Below are 20867 nucleotides of genomic sequence, written 5' to 3'. Positions count from 1 at the left end.
TTATTGTGCAAAACTTAAAAGTAAACGAAGTGTTTGAGTCTCTGCAAGGTGAAGGCTCGTTTACTGGAGTGCCATCGATTTTCGTCAGACTGCAAGGTTGCCCGGTTGGGTGCTCGTGGTGCGACACAAAACATACTTGGGAAATCAGCTTAGAAGAAGAAACAACGGTTGCTAACGTAATGCAGCAGAACTACGAATCGTCTGAGTGGTTTTCTGCGACGACAGAATCGTTGTTTACGCTTTTTGACACACAAGGGTACGTTGCAAAACATATTGTATTAACTGGCGGCGAGCCTTGCATGTACGACCTTACTGATTTTACCCGACTGGCGCATAGCAAAGGCTACTCTACGCAAATAGAAACTAGTGGTACATTTGAAATTCTGACGAGTGAAGAGACTTGGGTTACGGTATCGCCAAAAATTAATATGCAGGGCGGCTATAAAATGCGCAATGATGCATTAGCGAGAGCTAACGAAATAAAGCACCCTGTTGCTATGCAAAAACACATAGATGAACTAGATTTACTATTAGCATCTATGGATCAAAGAGCGCTCCCGTTAATTTATTTGCAACCGATTAGCCAGCAGAAAAGAGCGACGGATTTAGCCGTCAAAACTTGTATTCAGCGAAACTGGCGACTTTCATTACAAATGCACAAATATATCGGTTTAGAATAGCCATTTTATTGTCAAGTTTGGAGTTTGCACTCAACTGGGGTGGCAATGGATAAGCCTACAAGTGAATATCTGTTTCTGAATGAGATGTGTAATACAATAATAGCTTGTGACGTTGATAAAACTTTAAAAATTATGGTGGTGGTGCTAGATGACTGATAGAAAAGCAATACTACGATGCGTAACAAGGGTGACAGCAAAACGTTTTGCCGTGGTTATTTTTGCAGTAAGCCTCTCATTTTTTTGTACAGGCACTCATGCTGCTACTTGGATAGTTACCTATCCTGGGCCGCTCTATGACGGAGACGAACGACATGAGTACCCTGAGGCTGTGTTAAAGCTCGCGCTAGAGAAGACAGGCGTGCGCTTTAATATGGTTCCCTCTAAACGCATCAAGTACCAATCAAAAGCGCTTCGTCAGTTGCGCGAGAACATAGAGGTCAATGTTGTTTGGAGTATGACAGATCGTCAGCGCGAGGACGATTTGTTGCCTATTCGAATACCAATTGCTAAAGGCTTGATTGGTTGGAGAGTGATGTTAACGCATAAGAACAAACCTTTTTATACCAAAAATGTAAGCAGTTTAGCCGATCTACTGGTTTACTCTCCTGTTCAAGGGATTGATTGGCCTGACACAAAAATTCTCCAGGCCAATGGTTTTAACGTAATAGGCGCTCAGAATCATTCCGAGGCGGCAACATTATTGTCACGTCAGCAAGCTGATTTTTACCCTCGTTCTGTCATTGAAGCATTATCGGAATTGCAGCAGGAGGGCGCTGACCCTGATATAAGATTAAAAGAGGGTCTGGCTCTGCAATACAAAGCGGCCATGTACTTTTTCGTGAATAAGCGCAACGTCACGTTAGCTCGCTTATTAGAAGTTGGTTTGGAAAGAGCAATTGAAGACGGTAGTTTTGATGAATTATTCTATCAATATCACGGCCCGATGCTAAAAAAACTAGCGTTGGAAAAAATTACCCACTTCAATTTAGACAATCCACTTTTACCGTTGAAAACGCCAATAGATGAATTGAAGTATTGGTATGTGCCTGGACAATTTGAAGCATTAAAAAAAGCGGCTAAATAAATATATTGAGCCGCTTTTAAAAGATACCGCAATGGATTGTCTTTATGCTTTAAATTCACCGCTGTGGATAGACTTCATTGAACGACCAGAGGGATCTGCAGACTCTTTGAAGCTGGCATCCCACTCAAGTGCTTCGACGGTGCTACAAGCGATTGACTTACCACCTGGAACACACTTAGCAGCACTCTCTTGAGGGAAGTAATCTTCAAAAATGGTTCTGTAATAGTAGCCTTCTTTGGTGTCCGGTGTATTAATTGGAAAGCGGAACTCTGCAGTTGCCATTTGTTGATCAGAGACTTCTTGCGCAACAAACTCACGAATCGAGTCAATCCAAGAATAGCCAACACCATCTCCAAACTGTTCTTTTTGACGCCATAACACTTCGGCAGGGAGATAAGTTTCGTCATCAAATGCTTTTCTTAATATCCACTTTTCCATGCGTCCATCAATACACATCTTGTCTTTTGGATTTAAGCGCATAGCAACATCCAAGAAGTTTTTATCGAGGAAAGGTACACGAGCTTCGACGCCCCAAGCAGACGTTGACTTGTTAGCGCGAGCGCAATCAAACATGTGCAGACGGTCGAGCTTACGCACCGTTTCTTCATGCAGCTCTTTTGCATTTGGTGCTTTATGGAAATATAAATATCCACCAAATATTTCATCTGCGCCTTCGCCAGATAAGACCATTTTAATGCCCATTGCTTTGATTTTTCTGGTCATTAAATACATTGGGGTTGCTGCACGGATCGTCGTAGTATCGAATGTTTCTAAGTGGTAAATAACGTCACGGATCGCATCTAAACCTTCTTGAATGGTAAAGTGAATTTCATGATGTACAGTGCCAATCATATCTGCGACTTTCTTTGCCGCAATTAAGTCTGGTGCGCCTTCGAGTCCAACGGCGAATGAGTGCAAGCGAGGCCACCAAGCATCGCTTTTATCTTCGTCTTCCACGCGCTTAGCAACGTATCTTGCGGCTACTGCAGATACTAATGATGAATCCAGACCGCCAGAGAGCAACACGGCGTAAGGAACATCCGACATAAGATGTGATTTTACCGCTTTTTCAAATGCAGCTTTCAAGTCGTCCAAATTGGTTTCGTTGTCTTTTACGTTCTCGTAAGACATCCAATCGCGCTGATAGTATTTGACTAGCTTGCCATCAGTGCTGCTTAGATAATGTCCTGGTGGGAATTCTTGTACTGTTTTGCAAACAGGGACCAGTGCTTTCATTTCAGAGGCAACATAGAAGTTACCGAATTCATCAAAGCCGGTATATAACGGAATAATGCCGATGTGGTCTCTTGCAATTAAATAAGTATTGCTTTCTTGGTCGTAAAGAACAAAGGCAAACATACCTTCCAGTTTGTCTATGAAATTAACGCCTTCTTGTTGATATAGCGGAAGAATGACTTCGCAATCTGATTTTGTTGCAAAGTTGTAAGGAGTCGCTAGTTTTGATTCCAGATCTTTATGATTATAAATTTCGCCATTAACAGCTAATACCTGATTACCATTGCCACTGATTAATGGCTGAGCGCCTGTGTCGACGTCAACAATTGCCAGTCTTTCATGACATAAAATTGTATTATCATTGTGCCAAATGCCTGACCAGTCTGGGCCACGATGACGTAATAGTTTTGATAATTCGAGTGCTTGCGTGCGCAACTCTGACACATCAGTTTTGATATCAAGGATACCGAAAATACCACACATAGGTTGTTTCGCCTTTTCTTGCTTGGTTATTGGATAGGGTTATCGTTTTCTGCCGATAAAAAGGTAGGTATGTGGAACTTAAGTTCGCGATTATTATTATTTAAATTACCTCCGTGGTGAATGTGCCATTTTGAGTGCAAAATGCAAGTATTTTCTAGGCTAAAGAGACAATTATTTGCAATAAAGGCTCTGTTAGCAACGAAGCGGCTGTCAAAAAGAAGGTAAAAAAATAGCCTCAAAAGAGGCTATTTAGAATAAAACAAACTATTCAGCTTACTTGCGTTGGAATTCACTCGATGCAGACCACTGTGGCCACTCGTCTGAGTTGGCTATGTCATAACCCACTTCAAATAGCATTTGAGTGTCCTCTTTAACGCCACCAAAATCCCAGTTTTCACGGAATTGATCGCAAACTTGATGGTAACAGCCGCGAACAACTAGGTTTGTTCTTTTTCGGTAGTCTGCCGTTGCTTCATCAATGGGGTCGCTGCCGCCTTTTGCGTATAAGGCTGGAACACCGAATTTTGCAAAACTAAAGTGATCTGAGCGATAGTAAATGCCGGCACCCGGAGAGTCCTCTTGGGTTAACACACGGCCCTGGCGTTTCACTGCTTTCGCAAGGTTACTTTCTAGGTCCGATTTTCCCATGCCGACTACAGCAACATCTTTGGTTTTACCTAGAATGTTCATTGCGTCCATGTTGATATTTGCTACCGTTTTATCAAGAGGAATAATTGGGTTCTCAGCATAGTATTTTGAACCGAGAAGGCCTTGTTCTTCGGCTGTGACAATTAACATACTGACCGAGCGCTTCGGTTTGTTGTTTAAGTCGCTAAACGCTTCAGCCATCGCAAGAATTGCTGCAGTCCCTGTCGCGTTGTCATGAGCGCCATTGTATATTTGATCGCCTTCTTTGCTTTCATCTTTACCTAGATGATCCCAATGAGCGGTGTAAATAACGTGTTCATCAGGTCTCTCGCTACCAAGCAGCGTCGCAAACACATTGTTACTGGTGGATTTTTCGATGTCGTTTTTGACTGTCACAGAAGCTTTCATATTGAGCGGCACAGAATATGAACCTTGAGCAGCATAGTTTTTCTGCTCGTCAAAATTGAGTCCTGCGTCAGCAAATATTTTGACTGCGGCTTCGCGCGAAATCCATCCTTCAACGGCAACACGACTCGCACCCGCATCAGGCGTAACTAAGCTGTATTGTGGCCCACTCCAACTATTTGCAACCACTGACCAACCATAAGATGCTGGCGCTGTTTCGTGTACTATAAACACAGCTTCAGCACCTTGACGGCTCGCTTCTTCGTATTTGTAAGTCCAGCGACCATAATAAGTCATTGTTGAACCTTGAAAAAGCTCGCCCTCGGGGCTTGCATAACCTGGGTCGTTAACTAAAACAATAACCGTTTTGCCTTTGACATCGATGTCCTGATAATCATTCCACTCGTATTCTGGCGCGTTTACACCATAACCAAGAAAGACGATATCTGAATCAGCCAAATTAACCTCAGAAACTTCACGCTTTGAACCTGCAACCATATTCTCTTTGTACGAATATGTATTTTCACCCATTTTGAGCGTCATGTCCGGCGCAGCGGTAATTTGCATTAAGCTGACTTCTTGAAAGAAGCTATCTCCATTGCCGGGCTCAAAGCCCACTTTGCTTAATTCTTCCGTCAAATAATCTAAAGTCTTTTTCTCACCTGCAGTGGTTGGCAAGCGGCCTTCAAATTCATCGGATGAGAGTATTTTAGTATGCTGTTTAAGCGTATCGGAGCTAATTGAGTTGTATACCGCCTCAAAGTTATTTTCAACTTTTGGCGCTTCGGATTTTGGCTCTGAACAACCAGTTGCGGCGAGTGCGAAAATACCGGCAGACAACGCCAAAGTAACGGCCCGTTTCTGAAGTTTCATGTATGTTCCTTGTTATTATTAGTGTTTTAGTGTCTTTTACAATTTGAGCGAAACAAACGATAGTACTGTGGCTTAAGATAATCAAGATTTGTCGCTTAACATAATGCAGATATGTGGCACAATATCGCTATTGTTCAGCATACAAGCTCCAAATATAAAGATAACTCAATTGAAAGCCCCAACCATTTTACCATTTCAGCGACCGCCACTCTCAGTATTATCGTTACTTTTTCCAGCGCAAGATTTTAATAGATTAGATGCTGCTGAACTAGATGCTAATTTACTCGAAAAAATAGCGATTAGCACTGAAAATAATGCAACATCATCAGTTAGTCGTAAAACATTTGTCTGCCAAGATTCTATGCCAGCAGACTCGCGCTACTATGAACAGATTATATTTGAAGAAGATATTATTCCAACTCGCAAAGGTAGCTGGCATGACTTTTTTAACGGTATTATATGGCTGCAGTTTCCACGAACAAAAACATATCTGAATTGTTTGCACATAGCTGAAATAAAAGCCAAGGGCTTGAATCCAAGAACGAAGGTTCGTAACCACATTACCCATTTTGATGAGTGTGGTGTGGTATTGTTCATTAAAGGAGAGTTATTGTTCGCGCAGCTAGAGAGTTTGTTCGAAGCGCAGGCTTGGACAACACTTTTTTGCGAATTGCGAGAGAAATGGAATACCAATATTTTTCCAGTCGTATTTGGCCATGCAAACTTAGAAATGATGCTGAATCCGTTTATTGGTTTAACCGGTAAAGTGCTACTTATTCAAATCGAAGACGTGCCAGCTTTACACGATATTAAGCAAGCTAGCGAGCCTAATGATGCAAACCAATCAAACATCACTTTATTTGAGCCACAAGTAGTAGACGCTTTACTTCTGCAACACATTGAACAAAATCAAACTTTTTTTGCTTTGAAACCATTTTATCCACTGCCACTGTTGGGTGTGCCCGATTGGCATTTCGAAAAACAGAATGCTGATTTTTATGCTAATACGGGTTATTTTATGCCAAAACGCCAGCATAAAGCTGGCGCAGATTAAGCTCTATCATCAAATTTGATTAATCTAGCTGGCTGATGGTCCATAAAAGTGTAACGCTTAAAATAATGACTGTTGGGAGCGCTGCAATGATGATGGACTTTTTACGACTAAAGTTAGTCCACTGCTGCAAACAAATAGCGCCAAGATAAATGACCCATATAGAGTCAATTCTTAGCGAAGACATGAAGCTAAACCAACTACTGCTTTGCTCAATAGAGAAAATATAGCCTACAGATGTTGGCGATAAAACTGACTGCGATACTTGTGAACCCGGCTCTATCAATAAAATAAGTCCTAGTGAAATGACTGATGCTATTAAGGTCGGCATCATAAACCACCACTGTGCGCCATACCAATCAAAGAAACTATGAATACTCTTATCATCGTTTCTCGTTACTAAGGTGTAGTACAAGCCCATCACCGCTGACATTATGATAAGCGACAACGGGGCGCCAAAAAGAGCAAACAACGCGGCACTTTCACCTGAACCGTAAGCTGGGCGCGTATTTTCTAATTCTGCAGGGCTCGCATCGGGCATGGCCATTGCCAACTGACCGTCGACATACCAACTGTAATCAACAACACCAAAATAAAGATAGCCGGGCAGTGCGCTTATGACAGCGACGAGAATAAAAGGAACCCAAGACCAATTGTCTTTCAAGGACAGTGCTTTGAAAACTTCAGATGGCCGGATAAATATATCATTGCAGGCTTGCAACGGATTGCTTACGTCATGTTTATTTTCGCTCATTTTACTTCCTGTGTTGGCGTTTGATTGAATTGAATATCTGCGCAAATTATTCAGTTTATCGAGAAGTAAAACAAGTGCAATTACGATATTGAATTAATTTGAAACATTTTAATATGTTTTGATAAAAAATTGCTTTAGTAATTCAGTGCGATATGTCTTAACCTAGTGTTCTAAAATTACAAAAATAAATTGAAAAATATAGGGATATTGATGTGATTGAGATACATAAACTCGCTAAAAAATTTAAAGTGGAGAATCCTAAGAAGTTAAGTGAGCAGGATAAAAAGGATCCAAGATTACAAGGACGCTTTTTTCACTCAGTAAGGGAAGTTAGCTTCACCTGTCAAAATGGCGAAGTGTTGGGTTTATTAGGCCCAAACGGTGCGGGTAAAACGACAACATTAAGAATGCTCTCAACGGCATTGCAGCCGGATGGCGGCAGTATCAACATCGGTGGTGCGGATATTCTTAAAAATCCGGTAGAAGCCAGAAAGCAAATTGGCTTTTTATCTGGCGGCACAGGCCTCTATGGCCGCTTAAGCGGACGTGAAAATATTGCCTACTTTGGACGTTTGAACGGAATGAGTAATGACGCAATTATTAAGCGCACCGCAGAATTGTCTGAAAGGTTAGACATGGATTCGTTCTTAGACAGACGCAGCGAAACGTATTCCACGGGAATGAAGCAGAAAGCATCAATCGCACGTTCAGTTATTCATTCGCCTAAAGTCGTGATTTTGGACGAACCGACCACCGGTTTAGATATCATGGCCACTCAAACTGTGTTGAATTTTATCCGCGACTTAAAACGTGACAATGTTCCCGTGATATTTTCGACTCACCATTTAGATGAAGTATCGGAGCTTTGCGACAGAGTGACCGTAATCGATAAAGGGATCACCATGTTCAATGATACCTTCGATGCTTTTAAAGCATTGGATGAAGAGTCATTACATGAAGCGTTTTTGCGCTCTATCGGCAAATCTAAACAACAAACGACAGAACAATAGGGAGCATTATTATGTGGTTGGTTTTTCAAAAAGAGATTAAAGAGCTATTGCGCGATAGGAAAACCCTGTTTTTCATGATTGCATTGCCAATACTGTTGTTTCCACTGATTATTGGCGGCACGCTTTACGTTGGCACAAATGTAGTCAAAGGTGCTCAGGAAAAAACGCGTACTTACGCTATCATTGGTGAGGAGTTCAGTGATGAGTTAGTGAGTAAGCTCAATGACGTTGAGCAATTTTCACTTCAACCATTGCCTTCCCAAGTGCAAACAGAAGAGCAGATAATCGCCTATGTAAAAGAAGGTAATATTGATTTTATTATCGAGATCCCAAGCAATTACAGCGCCAAGGTACTAGACTCAGGGAAAATCGTGCTCAAACTCTACCGTAATCAAGCGGGCTTAAAAGTGGTCGAAAACGAATTAAATAAAATCGTTGACGAACTTTCGAAGCTGTACCAAACCAGCGCTTTTTCCTCGCTGGGTTTATCTGAATCACAACAAATAAGCGTAGTTACACCTATCGAGGTGGAAGAAATTAATGTAGCGGACGCACGTGAAACGCAGGGAGAGTCAGTCGGTGGCTTTATTCCTTACCTAATTTTTATGCTTTGTTTGCAAGGAGCCATGCTGCCGGCAAGTGATTTAGGTGCAGGTGAAAAGGAGCGAGGCACACTCGAAACCTTACTTATCACGCCAATTGAACGCACAAAAATTGTGCTTGGTAAATTCTTTACTATCGCATTTGCAGGAGTGACTTCAGCGCTCGTGACGGTCTTGAGTATTGCACTATGGACAGCGATACTCAGCAAGGGAGAAGCTGGCGAAGTATTAGTGAAATTTATGTCATCAATTGATGCTATCGACTTTTTACTCGTGTTTTTTATGCTCGTGCCAGTTGTGGCTATTTTTGCCGCAGTATTACTGACATTATCCATTTATGCACGTTCGTTCAAAGAAGCTCAAGGCTATATGACGCCGTTAGTTTTCGTTACGATTATTCCCGTCATATTTGCGATGCTTCCGGGCGTTGAATTAAAAGGGATCTGGGCTTGGGTACCGCTAACCAATGTCGCACTCGCTATTAAAGAATTGATTAAAGGTACGATGGACTACGTGCAGCTGTTTGCTATTTTTGGTTCGACTGCGGTTATTGCCGGAGGCCTACTCGCATTTTGTATCTATTGGTTCAAACAAGAGAAAGTGTTGTTTAGATAATCAAACTTTTTTGAGCGTTTTGTTTTCGATTAGACGAAAGCGTTTGTTTGGTTAAAAAAGCCTCGCAATGGACCACATTGCGAGGCTTTTTATTGAGCGGTTGAATTTAAATCAGGGTGTTTAGCGCAGCATGTAATTAAAACAGTATCTGCGTTCAGTATGCACAGCGCAGTAAATAGCCTACTTTACTTGTGAGTGCTTCAACTGAGTTGATTTATTTTTCCGCAAGACAAAAATTGCTGCAAAATAATTAAAACCTTGAAGCGCTTATTTGGCATAATATGCCAATTACGCCTAAATCATCTCCACACCGGATAAAATAAAAAGTAATGTCTGAAATTGAGTCTTTTTTCTCGAATCCTGGTCCATTGGCTGAGGTTATCGCAGGGTTTACGCCAAGAGATGCGCAAACAACCATGGCGAAAGCTGTCGCTACAGCAATCAAAGAACGGGGTTCTTTAATTGTTGAAGCGGGCACAGGAACCGGTAAAACCTTTGCTTATTTAGCGCCAGCACTGCTTTCTAAGAAAAAGTTCATTGTGTCAACGGGTACGAAAAACCTGCAAGAACAACTCTTTCATCGTGACTTACCGATGGTTAAGAAAGCGATCGATAAAACCAAAAAAACAGCACTGTTAAAGGGGCGCGCTAACTACCTTTGTCTACATCGGCTATCACAGCATGGTGGAGGCAATGTGCTTCTTGAGAAGGAAGTACTTAACGAATTTAGTCTCGTTAGAAAATGGGCGAGCACAACTTCAACAGGCGATATTGGCGAACTAAAGACCATCAAAGAAGATGCTAAGGTGTTGCCTATAGTTACTTCTACCGTAGACAATTGTTTGGGCAAAGACTGTCCAAGCTATGAAGATTGTTATCTAGTAAAGGCTCGCAGAAAGGCGATGGAAGCGGATGTCATCGTTGTGAATCATCATTTGTTTTTTGCTGATTTGGCGCTCAAAGATACTGGTTTTGGTGAGCTCATCCCAGATGTTGATGTGGTTATTTTCGATGAAGCACATCAAGTGCCCGACATTGCCAGTGAATATTTTGGTGAAAATTTATCGAGTCGGCAAGTTCAAGATTTAACAAAGGATATCATCGCAATAACGCGATCAGTGCTCAAAGATGCTGATCAGTTGGCGAAGATTGCGGAAAAGTGCCAGATGCACATGGCTGACTTACGTTTGTTGTTTCCACATAATCCAAGCCGCGGCAATTGGGCTGAAAAGCTCGCTCAAACAGACATTCGTAATCAAATTGATATTATTAAGCAGAGCCTAGACCAGCTTTATGAAATAGCGAGTGTCCAACAGGGCCGAGATAAAGATCTCGACTTAATGATTGAGCGAGTATTTGAATTCAGTCAGCGTTTGGAACATGTAACAGACGTGCAGCGAAATGGCGTGAGTTTGTGGTATGAAACAACGCCTCGGCAGATTATTCTTCACCTTACGCCTTTGAGCATTGCTGACAAGTTTTCGGCTATCATGCAGGCTCAAAATGCAGCCTGGATATTTACATCTGCAACCTTGATGGTGGACGATAACTTCGATCATTATCGGAATCACATGGGTTTGCATGATGCAAAAACATTAGCATTGGACAGTCCTTTTGACTATCAAAACCAAGCGATGCTATGTATTCCTCGATTTTTGCCAGAACCCACAGATAGAGCAATTAAACACAATTTAGTGGACATTGCCTGTCGTTTAATTGATGCAAGTAAAGGCAGGGCGTTCATATTGTTCACCAGCCACGCAATGATGCGAGAAGTTGCCGCTCTAGTTGAAGAGAAAATCGATAATCCGATACTGGTGCAAGGTAGCACAACAAAACAAGCGCTTTTAGATGAGTATCTTAAAAATCAAGATGCCGTGTTATTTGGAACGGGGGCATTTTGGGAAGGAGTAGACGTCAAAGGCAATGATTTGCTGTGTGTTATGATTGATAAGCTTCCTTTTGCATCGCCGGATGATCCTTTGCTTCAGGCTCGCATAGAAGATTGTAAGAAGCAGGGCGGAAACGCCTTTGCACAAATACAAATACCTCAAGCTGTCATTACTTTAAAGCAAGGAGCAGGACGACTGATACGCGATGAAACTGATAAAGGCGTTCTAGTTATTTGCGATAACCGATTGGTGACAAAACAATACGGACAGACCTTTATTGCAAGTTTGCCAAATATGAAACGAACCCGCAGTTTAGATGCGGTTGCCGCTTTTTTACATAAGATAGAATAATGAAAATACTAGCGATAGATACCGCCACCGAGGCTTGCTCAGTAGCATTGCTCAATGGTAATGAAACTGATGTCATTTTTGATATTTGCCCGCAGCAGCACAGCCAACGAATATTGCCGATGATTGACGAGCTGTTGTCAAAGCATGCTTTAAAAATAGTTGATTTAGACGCCTTGGCTTATGGTAGAGGCCCTGGAAGTTTTACGGGGGTGCGCATTGCAACAGGCATTGTTCAGGGTTTAGCGTTGGGGGCAAATTTGCCCGTTATCGAAGTTTCTACGCTTGCCGCAATGGCTCAACAGAACTATATGCAGCATGGTTACCTCGTCTCCAAAGTGTTGATTGATGCTAGAATGCAGGAAGTTTATTTTGGTCATTTTAAAGTGCAGCAAAACGCAGTAGATGCGGTGGTAGTCGAGCGACAAACTGAAGCTGTGTTATCACCAGAAGAGGCCGTTGCAAAATTCGCAGAAATTAGCGATGATGGACAATTGGTGGGTAGAGCTGGGACAGGTTGGGATGCTTATGCCGATGGCTTGGTTAAGTTGCAAAATGCTGAGCCGGTTAGTGTGTTGTATCCGTCCGCTGAGTATATGTTGCCAATTGCTCGAAAAGCATTTAAGGATGGACATACAATTAGCGTTGATGATATTTCACCTGTTTATCTGCGCGATAAAGTAACCTGGAAAAAGCTACCAGGTAGAGAGTAAAACGGCGTTTATACTGCTATTATTGAGTTAATGGAGAGTCAATGGATACAGCAAATATCAAGAGTAGTAATGCAATTTTTATTGCCAAAGACTCTGTTGACAATGCGATTCAGACACCCACTATTAGGCGCGCTCTGCTGGAACAAACAGCAGATGAAGAGCAACGGGTAGGCGAAAAGCTTGAGCAACAAAAGCTGCTAGCCGGAAATGAGGAAGTATTTCAAAGAGCGGCGTCCTTCAAGCAATCAACCAGCTTTGATGACAATCCTAACTTGCGGACTCGTCAAGAATTAGCGCTTTACAAATCCATAGATACGCAAGAAAAACGAGACGGCATCACACAGCTATTAGGTGTTGATATTTACGCATAGTCTTTGCCTAAACTTGATCGTTTGAAAAGTAAATGAGTTAAATATTGTCGATATGAGTGAGTTACTCAGGCGTTAGTCACTAAAGATGGTATGATTCAACAATCCATTTTCTCTCAGTGCCGTATAAATCAACATCAAGGTATAATCAAATACCGTATATAAAAACCTTGATTAACAACGATATGAATATCATATCACTTGATAGTACCCGCTCAATCGTAAGTTAACGATAATTTTGGAGTAACGCTATGCAATCATTTTTTAAAACATCTGTCGTCGCACTTGCTATATTAGTAGGGGGTTGCGCTATTGTTCCGGAGCAAATTGAGGTATCGGACAATGAGAATCTGGTCTCCTTTGAAAGTATTATTAACGGCAGCGAAACCGGCCAAGGCACCAAAGCGCGTTGGGGCGGTGAGATCGTTAACGTTGAAAATAAGAAAGAGTATTCAGAAATGGAAATTCTGCAGTATCCCAATAACCACTATGGAAAGCCTCGAAGTAACCTCGATAGCGCTGGACGTTTTAAAGTTCGAGTTGCCGGTTTCCTCGACCCATTAGTCTTTAAGGCTGGTCGTTTAATCACATTTAAGGGCGAGTTAGGCGAGCCTACCGAAGGTATTATTGGTGAGCAAACTTATGTTTACCCAGTATTACTTGCTAACGGTTACTATATGTGGAAAGAGACCGAGGATTATCGAGTGTCGGGGATGTTTTATTCTGACTTATCGCCATATTGGGGCTTCGGACTCAGGAGAGACTACTGGAGACCGTATGGTTTTTATCACAGCCGAGCTACTATTCGAGTCCAAACAAATAGCAGTAAGTCGGGGCTAACTGGTTCGAAAAGTGGTGTGACTTCAAGTGTTAGAGGTTCCACAAGCAAAACTTCTCAGCAGTCTAAATAAGTCCGTTTATGTCTTAATCACCATAAAAAATATTGTCTTCGTCACAAAAGCGGCTATTGCCGCTTTTGTTTTATTTGTAAATTTTATTGATGATCACTATGGAAAAAGTCTTTAAATGAGTAGCACAGAACTGACGTTTACTATCCCAAATCGCACAATAGCTGCATTAACAAACGGACAAACAGAAAAACCCTTGTTATTAATGGTGCATGGTTGGCTTGATAATGCCGCAAGTTTCAACAAGTTGATCCCTTTACTTCATGACTTTCATGTTATCGCGATTGATTTACCCGGCCACGGTAAGTCGTCGCATCGAAGCCCAGACGCCCATTATCATTTATTGGACTATGTGCATGACTTGCAGTGCCTTGTGCATGCGCAAGGGTGGAAAGATTTTTCCATCGTCGGACATTCTCTTGGGGGAATAATATCGAGTATGTATTGCGCTGTTTTTCCTGAGCTAGTGGATAAATTCGTCTGCATAGAATCTGCAGGGCCATTGACGGAACCTGAATCAACGAGTGTTGAGCAATTAAGAAAAGCAATTCAAAGTAGAATAGAAGCTAACGAAAAGCAGATCAAACAGCCAAAAGATCTAAATTCTATCGTTCATGCGCGTCAGAAAGTGAGCGACTTGACGTCAGAAAATGCAGGGATGATATTGCAGAGAAATACCATATACGACAAGCAAACAGATACGCTTCAATGGTCTACAGATAAACGTTTGCGAACGGTATCTTCACTTCGATTAACTGCCCCACAAGTAGAGAATTTGCTAAAAGAAATCCAATGTCCTATTCATTTTGTATTGGGCAGCAATGGCTTCAGTAAAGTGAAAGATCTAATGGAGAAGAGAAAATCGTTATTTAAAAACGCTCAGGTGACAACGGTGGAGGGCGGACATCACGTCCACATGGAGGCTGAAGTCGTCATTTCAAAGATCATACTGGAACATTGTCGTTAATATTAGCAGTGGCTGTCGATTAATTAGACTAATTGCTTTTATTCAGCAGATGAATGACTGTTCAAGTTTATCTTTTGGCAATCATCCTTTAGTATTAACGGTTACACTGCGCAGATTATGCGAACTCGGCCGCTACTCAATTTGAGCTTTTGTGATTAGTCGGGGCATTTTTCTCAATAAAAATAAAAAATAAGACTGCGCATGAGCGTGGCAAATATAACAACTATTTTAAAGGACAAAATCGTGGAAAAAGTCTGGTTAAAGCATTACGACAAAACCATGCAGCCTGAGATAAACGTTGATAATTTGTCAACAATCTTAGAAATTTTTGAATCTTCGGTGGCTGAATATGCAAATCAAACAGCCTTTATCAATATGGGGCATGAGATCACCTTTGAAGATTTAGATGTGTTATCGATGCAGTTTGCCGCATATTTGCAAAGCCAGGGTCTGCAAAAAGGTGATGCGATAGCGATAATGATGCCCAATTTATTGCAATATCCTATTGCCTTATTTGGTGTGCTAAGAGCCGGTATGACAGTGGTAAACGTTAACCCTCTGTACACCGCACGCGAATTGCAGCATCAACTGATTGATGCGAATGTCAAAACCATTGTTATTGTCGAAAATTTTGCCCACACTTTAGCTGCAGTGATTGATAAAACTTCTGTACAAGAAGTATTAATTACCAGTATTGCCGACATGTTGCCAGCACCAAAGCGATGGTTGGTTAATTTTGCCGTAAAATATATTAAAAAGATGGTGCCTGAATTTAACTTACCACAAGCCAAGCGCTTTACTCATGCTATGGCAATTGGTGAGAATCAAACCTATTCACGGCCTAAAGTGTTGCCCTCTGATATTGCGTTTTTGCAATATACTGGCGGTACGACTGGTGTGTCCAAGGGCGCGATGCTGACTCACCAGAACATGGTAGCTAATTTAGAGCAGGTATCGGGTACGCTTGAAGCTTCTATAGCGATAGGTAAAGATTTAGTCGTTACAGCACTGCCGCTGTATCATATTTTTGCACTCACCAGTAATTGCCTGACTTTTTTGAAGTATGGCTGTCCAAACTTGTTAATAACAAATCCGCGCGATATGAAAGGCTTTGTTAATGAGCTAAATAAATACTCATTCGCAGTTATCACTGGTGTAAACACGCTTTTCAATAGTTTGTTAAATACACCTGGTTTCGCCGACCTGGATTTTTCAAATTTTAAATTTGGACTGGGCGGCGGCATGGCGGTGCAGCGGCCCGTGGCCGAAAAATGGGAAAAGGTAACGGGAACCGTCCTGTTAGAAGGATATGGGCTAACCGAGTGTTCGCCAGTGGTTACTGTAAATCCAACCAACATCAAATCATATAAAGGCTCTATTGGCCTGCCAGTGCCATCTACAGACATAAAACTCGTTGATGACGATGGCAATGAAGTGGCAGACGGTGAAGCCGGTGAGATGCTTGTGAAGGGCCCTCAGGTTATGTTGGGCTATTTGAATCGTCCAGAGGCAACCGAAGAAATTTTAAACGATGGTTGGTTGTCAACCGGCGACATTGCAAAGATGGACGCCGAGGGGTTCTTCTATATTGTCGATCGAAAGAAAGACATGATATTGGTATCTGGCTTTAACGTTTTCCCAAATGAAATTGAAGAAGTCGCTGCGATGCACGATGGAGTATTAGAGGCTGCCGCAGTTGGTATTCCGCATGAAGTGTCGGGCGAAGTAGTGAAGTTGTTCGTGGTTAAGAAAAATGATGACGTTACAGAGCAGCAAATTATTGACCATTGTAAGTCGTTGCTGACAGGCTACAAAGTACCTAAAATAATTGAATTTAGGGACGAATTACCAAAATCGAATGTCGGTAAAATTTTACGTAGAGAACTGCGAGATTAAATGAACTTTGAATACATAGATACGCCCGAGGCCCTGTCTGATTTCTGTGAGCGTATTTCCGCAGCTGACGCTTTAGCAATTGATACTGAGTTTGTGCGCACAAGAACATTGGTGCCACAACTTGGCTTAATTCAGGTTTATGATGGCGAGCATTTGGGTTTGATTGATCCTGTTGCGCTAGATGATTTATCACCTTTTAGCGATATATTGGTTAACCCTTCAATCATAAAGGTGTTGCACTCGTGCTCAGAAGACTTAGATGCACTGTGGTTTAATTTGAAAGTGATACCGTCGCCCCTTTTTGATTCTCAGTTTGCCGCCAACTTGTTAGATATGGGGCAAACGCTCGGCTATGCTAATTTGGTTGAGAAAATATTGGATATTCACGTTGATAAAGGTGAGTCCAGAACTGATTGGATAGCTCGCCCGCTTTCACCTGAACAACTCGTATATGCGGCTGCAGATGTCTTTCACTTATTGCCTGTTTATCGACAAATTGCCGAGCAGGTTGAAGAATTAGGGCAAACAGAATGGGTTTTTGCTGAGTCAGAGTTTTTGTCTTTGAAGAAGCGAGCAGAAATACCGGTTGATTTGACTTACTTATCGATAAAAAATAATTGGAAAATTGGGGCTCAATCGCGCCAAGCTCTAAAAGAAATTGCCAGCTGGCGCTTACAGCAAGCGCAAAAACGCGACATGGCTATTAATTTTGTGCTACGCGAGCAAGGAATGCTTGAAGTAGCAATGAAGCTTCCTGAGAATAAGGCGAAATTATTTCAACTGCAGACAATTACACCCAAAGAAGCGCGCATTCACTCTGATATATTATTAGAGTTAGTGCAAAAAGCATTGAATACTAAACCTGAAGATTGTCCGCCGCGAATTCAACGGCTGACTGATTTTAATGATTACAAAAAAGCCTTAGCTTCACTGAAAGACGTTTGCGAAAAATTAGCACAAAAGCATGACACGAGAGTTGAGGTTCTTGCTTCTAAAAAACAGTTGAATCAATGGCTTAAATGGTGCTGGTTTGAAATTGACGAATTAGATTCGATACAGCTACAGCCGGATATTGTAAGCGGCTGGCGCAGAGCGATTTTCGCCGAAGAACTAACGCGTCTATTCAAAGCTGACGGTGGAGAGTTTTATGCTTTGCGCAGTTTATAAATCTCGTAAGAAAGCAGACACTTATCTGTATATCAACAAACGCGATGATTTTTCAGAAGTACCTAAAGTGCTTCTCGAGACCTTTGGAACCCCGCAGTTTGTGATGCTTGTTCCTCTAAATAAGCCACGTAATATTGGCAATATCGGTATTGAAAAGCTGAATAAAAACCTCAAAGAGAAAGGTTTTTATCTGCAACTTCCGCCAACAGAAGAGAGCCTACTCTCTCAGCACCGCCGCTCGAAAGGTCTCAGTGAGCAACCCGATAAGAAATTCTAAAGGTATTGATTATGTCGCAGTATATTCTTGTTATTTGCAAAGTTGCAGCACACAAAATGTTCAAACTTCTCATGTTTTCTACAGCCATATTTTTATCATTCGAATTGCTTGCGCAGAATAATGAAAATACGGAAGCAGTCGGCGTCGACCGTCAGTTTTCAGATTACCTAACACAATTAAAGGCTGAAGCCGAAATGAAAGGGTTTTCAGCTGAGTTCCTCAACCCTGTTTTTGCAACTATCAAGATGCGCGAAAAAGTAGTTACTGCTGATAAAAATCAACCAGAAAGCAAGCTCACGTTAGATAAATACCTAAGCACCAGGGTACCAGATTGGAAAGTAAAGCAAGCGGTTGAGAAAATGCATGAGCACTCTGATCTGCTCGATAAAGTGGAGAAGCAATATGGCGTGCAAAAACGCTTTATCGTTGCGCTATGGGGGAATGAAAGCAACTTTGGACGTATTCAAGGTAATCACCCAGTCCTCTCATCATTAGCTTCTTTAGCGTTTGATGGCCGCCGCGAGGCTTTATTCAAGAAACAGTTTTTTGCGGCGCTAACTATATTGTCTGAGGGCCATGTGTCTATTGATGGCTTCAACGGCTCTTGGGCTGGGGCAATGGGGCAGAGTCAATTTATGCCAACTTCATTTCTTGCGTATGCAGTCGATGGTAACGGAGACGGTAAAAAAGACATTTGGACAACACCGGAGGATGTATTTGCCTCCATTGCGAACTTCTTGTCTATTGAAGGTTGGGATAGTACGCAAACCTGGGGACGCCAGGTTAAACTAGGCGACGATTTTGATACGAGCACTCTTAATAAATATTCAGGGCTGGCCAGAGACAATATGCTCAGAATGTCTGCATGGACAATTTTGGGGGTGACTAAGTTTGATGGCAGTGAACTACCCGCAGTTAATGTTAAGGCTTCGTTGATACTGCCAGACGATGTTGACGGGCGAATTTACCTTGCATACAACAACTTTCACACACTTATGCGTTGGAACCGATCTCTCTATTTCGGTGTTTCAGTAGGTTATCTAGCCGATAGGATCCGCAAAGGAAGCTAACATGTCTTCAAATCAATTTCAGCAGGTAAGGCCTTATCGACACGCCTCGATTAGGCCCTCTGCGCTTGAGAGCGCAAAACAAGGTGATGTCATAAACTTACCAGTGGGGAAGGTGGTCTGTGTAGGGCGAAATTACATGGATCACATTGAAGAAATGAGCAATCAAGTAAGCGAGGTACCTCTGCTGTTTATGAAGCCGTCAACCGCCATGGTTGACATGCGCGAAGCTATTGTAATTCCAACTAAGCAGGGCGAGTGTCACAATGAACTCGAAGTCGCTCTGTTAATAGGCGCGAAAATTACTAAGGCTAGCATAGCGGAAGCTTCAGAAGCAGTCTGTGGAATTGGCTTGGGCCTTGACCTTACGTTGAGAGACGAGCAACAGCGTTTAAAGAAGGCAGGGCAGCCCTGGGAGCGAGCAAAGTCGTTTGATGCTAGCTGCCCGTTATCACCTTTTGTTATGGTCGATTCACTTGCAGAGGGCGATCATTTTACGTTCCAACTGCAGATTAATCAGAACTTAACTCAAAACGGCGACACAAAGCTTATGCTAACGTCAATGTTGCAGTTAATTGTCGAAATTTCACAATATTTCACTCTACTCCCTGGCGACGTTATTTTAACGGGTACACCGAAAGGCGTTGGTCCTTTGCATGTTGGTGATGAGATCACTGCTGCCTTGGAAGGATATTTAAGCGTGACAACAAGAGTAATCAGTCAATGAGAAAAACACCTTATACGAAAGCGCTTATGGACTCTGAGTTTTGGTTAACAACACAGCTTGAAGAGATGGACAAAGCCCAATGGGAAGCCATATGCGACGGTTGTGCGAAGTGTTGCCTGCACAAGTTTATGGATGACGAAGAGGCCGGCGATATTGCTGAAAAAGAAGCGATGCCTACCGCATTCGGCAGCGATGGTGAGGAAGTGTTTTTTACAAACATTGTTTGTCATCTATTGCACACAAAAAATTGCGAGTGCACCCAATACGAGCGAAGAAGCGAGTTAGTGCCGCATTGCGTTACGCTAACTAAAGAAAATTTAAAAGACATATTTTATATGCCTAAATCTTGTAGCTACCGCAGAATGCATGAGGGAAGGGGGTTAGCATCTTGGCATCCTTTGTTAAATAAAGGAAAGAAAGCCAAGATGCATGAACTAGGCGTGTCGATACGCGGACGTACTGTCAATGAAAATGATGTCGATATGCAGTCTTTTGAAGACCATATCGTGACGTGGCCATTGGCAGATCTTGATTAGAGCTTCTTTTGTCTAATCGTCTTATTATTAGAAAATGAGATAAACTGAAGCACGAACATAAAAACAAATACTGCAATATAAATAGCGAATATTATCTGCATCCATTCAGCCATGCCTAGTCCAAAAAGCTGCCAAGAATTCTCATAACAATCCCCAGGAGCCCCAAATAAATTAGGAAACCACTCGTGCAGCGGCATAAAGCCTGGGAAATTGGGCTCGATCCCACAAGGCACTAAAAATGAGTTTTCGCCAAATAAAATGTCTTTGTGTTCAGTCGAAAGTAAGAAGCCCTTAACCGCAGCGGTGCCCCAAATTGCAAAAGCAATCAAACGCATAAAAAATGAGTTATGCATCAATGGAACGAATGCTGCAAGTAATATGGAGATCACTGCAGTACGTTGATAAATACACATGATGCAGGGTTGTAGACCTTGAACATGCTGAAAATAGAGAGCTGCGCCGACAAGCACAGCAGCGGATAAAAACAGTATCTGCCAAGCAGAACGAGAGTGTGACCATTGTTGAAGATCATACAACATTGAAACCTTCCTTTTTTTCAT

General features: G+C 42.1%; 20 protein-coding genes. 16 read left to right on the top strand and 4 right to left on the bottom strand.

The features are described 5' to 3' along the window. The first annotated feature begins 5 nt into the window (after nt 1–5). Entirely contained in the window at nt 6–680 is a 675-nt protein-coding gene (gene queE / locus GNIT_RS10650) for a 7-carboxy-7-deazaguanine synthase QueE (RefSeq protein ID WP_014109213.1), read from the top strand. A 148-nt stretch (nt 681–828) separates the two neighbouring features. Further along, nucleotides 829–1764 (top strand): type 2 periplasmic-binding domain-containing protein, encoded by a 936-nt coding sequence (locus GNIT_RS10645; protein WP_148261711.1) that lies wholly within the window; start codon nt 829–831, stop codon nt 1762–1764. Between the two features lie 42 nt (nt 1765–1806). On the opposite strand, the gene asnB is transcribed toward GNIT_RS10645, so the two are convergent. Next, nucleotides 1807–3483, bottom strand: a complete 1677-nt coding sequence (gene asnB, locus GNIT_RS10640) for an asparagine synthase B (protein ID WP_014109210.1) — start codon at nt 3481–3483, stop codon at nt 1807–1809. Nucleotides 3484–3756: 273 nt separating this feature from the next. Next, nucleotides 3757–5409, bottom strand: a complete 1653-nt coding sequence (locus GNIT_RS10635) for a M28 family metallopeptidase (RefSeq protein ID WP_014109209.1) — start codon at nt 5407–5409, stop codon at nt 3757–3759. Nucleotides 5410–5578: 169 nt separating this feature from the next. On the opposite strand from GNIT_RS10635, the gene GNIT_RS10630 reads away from it, so the two are divergent. After that, nucleotides 5579–6463 carry a DUF3025 domain-containing protein gene (locus tag GNIT_RS10630; protein WP_014109208.1) on the top strand — a complete coding sequence of 295 codons (885 nt, stop codon included), beginning with the start codon at nt 5579–5581 and terminating at the stop codon, nt 6461–6463. A 19-nt stretch (nt 6464–6482) separates the two neighbouring features. Here the strand turns inward: GNIT_RS10630 and GNIT_RS10625 are convergent, their stop codons facing one another. After that, entirely contained in the window at nt 6483–7214 is a 732-nt protein-coding gene (locus GNIT_RS10625; protein ID WP_014109207.1) for a Yip1 family protein, read from the bottom strand. Nucleotides 7215–7426: 212 nt separating this feature from the next. Here GNIT_RS10625 and GNIT_RS10620 point away from each other — a divergent pair, with 212 nt between their 5' ends. The 13 genes from GNIT_RS10620 (at nt 7427) to GNIT_RS10560 (ending at nt 20307) form a co-directional block, all read left to right on the top strand. Further along, on the top strand, nt 7427–8224 hold the full coding sequence (locus GNIT_RS10620) for an ABC transporter ATP-binding protein (RefSeq protein WP_014109206.1): 798 nt from the start codon (nt 7427–7429) through the stop codon (nt 8222–8224). An 11-nt stretch (nt 8225–8235) separates the two neighbouring features. Next, entirely contained in the window at nt 8236–9441 is a 1206-nt protein-coding gene (locus GNIT_RS10615) for an ABC transporter permease (RefSeq protein ID WP_014109205.1), read from the top strand. Nucleotides 9442–9770: 329 nt separating this feature from the next. After that, nucleotides 9771–11684 (top strand): DNA repair helicase YoaA, encoded by a 1914-nt coding sequence (locus GNIT_RS10610; RefSeq protein ID WP_014109204.1) that lies wholly within the window; start codon nt 9771–9773, stop codon nt 11682–11684. Next, nucleotides 11684–12394 (top strand): tRNA (adenosine(37)-N6)-threonylcarbamoyltransferase complex dimerization subunit type 1 TsaB, encoded by a 711-nt coding sequence (gene tsaB, locus GNIT_RS10605; protein ID WP_014109203.1) that lies wholly within the window; start codon nt 11684–11686, stop codon nt 12392–12394. The genes GNIT_RS10610 and tsaB overlap by 1 nt, the downstream gene beginning before the upstream one ends. Before the next feature lie 41 nt (nt 12395–12435). Continuing rightward, the gene (locus GNIT_RS10600; protein ID WP_014109202.1) at nt 12436–12765 is read left to right on the top strand and encodes a hypothetical protein; all 330 of its coding nucleotides are present in this window, start codon (nt 12436–12438) and stop codon (nt 12763–12765) included. Nucleotides 12766–13013: 248 nt separating this feature from the next. Then, nucleotides 13014–13673 carry a Slp family lipoprotein gene (locus tag GNIT_RS10595; RefSeq protein WP_014109201.1) on the top strand — a complete coding sequence of 220 codons (660 nt, stop codon included), beginning with the start codon at nt 13014–13016 and terminating at the stop codon, nt 13671–13673. A gap of 115 nt (nt 13674–13788) precedes the next feature. Then, a complete protein-coding gene (locus GNIT_RS10590) occupies nt 13789–14637 on the top strand; it encodes an alpha/beta fold hydrolase (protein WP_014109199.1) in 849 nt (282 codons plus the stop codon). Nucleotides 14638–14880: 243 nt separating this feature from the next. Then, a complete protein-coding gene (fadD, locus tag GNIT_RS10585; protein ID WP_041246795.1) occupies nt 14881–16533 on the top strand; it encodes a long-chain-fatty-acid--CoA ligase FadD in 1653 nt (550 codons plus the stop codon). Continuing rightward, nucleotides 16534–17700 carry a ribonuclease D gene (gene rnd / locus GNIT_RS10580; protein ID WP_014109197.1) on the top strand — a complete coding sequence of 389 codons (1167 nt, stop codon included), beginning with the start codon at nt 16534–16536 and terminating at the stop codon, nt 17698–17700. It begins immediately after the preceding gene. Then, on the top strand, nt 17681–17977 hold the full coding sequence (locus GNIT_RS10575) for a YcgL domain-containing protein (protein WP_014109196.1): 297 nt from the start codon (nt 17681–17683) through the stop codon (nt 17975–17977). The genes rnd and GNIT_RS10575 overlap by 20 nt, the downstream gene beginning before the upstream one ends. A gap of 11 nt (nt 17978–17988) precedes the next feature. Next, the gene (locus GNIT_RS10570; RefSeq protein ID WP_014109195.1) at nt 17989–19047 is read left to right on the top strand and encodes a lytic murein transglycosylase; all 1059 of its coding nucleotides are present in this window, start codon (nt 17989–17991) and stop codon (nt 19045–19047) included. 1 nt (nt 19048) lies between these two features. Beyond that, complete coding sequence (locus GNIT_RS10565; RefSeq protein WP_014109194.1) at nt 19049–19771, top strand: fumarylacetoacetate hydrolase family protein; 723 nt, start codon at nt 19049–19051, stop codon at nt 19769–19771. Further along, the gene (locus GNIT_RS10560; RefSeq protein WP_014109193.1) at nt 19768–20307 is read left to right on the top strand and encodes a YcgN family cysteine cluster protein; all 540 of its coding nucleotides are present in this window, start codon (nt 19768–19770) and stop codon (nt 20305–20307) included. The genes GNIT_RS10565 and GNIT_RS10560 overlap by 4 nt, the downstream gene beginning before the upstream one ends. On the opposite strand, the gene dsbB is transcribed toward GNIT_RS10560, so the two are convergent. Then, complete coding sequence (dsbB, locus tag GNIT_RS10555; protein ID WP_014109192.1) at nt 20304–20846, bottom strand: disulfide bond formation protein DsbB; 543 nt, start codon at nt 20844–20846, stop codon at nt 20304–20306. The two genes, GNIT_RS10560 and dsbB, sit on opposite strands and share 4 nt — an antisense overlap. Between the last annotated feature and the right edge of the window lie 21 nt (nt 20847–20867).

Source organism: Glaciecola nitratireducens FR1064, from assembly GCF_000226565.1.
In the GTDB taxonomy this organism is placed as follows: Bacteria; Pseudomonadota; Gammaproteobacteria; order Enterobacterales; family Alteromonadaceae; genus Glaciecola; species Glaciecola nitratireducens.
The sequence above is the reverse complement of the archived record's forward strand: the minus strand, read 5'-3'. Positions and strand labels throughout refer to the sequence as shown.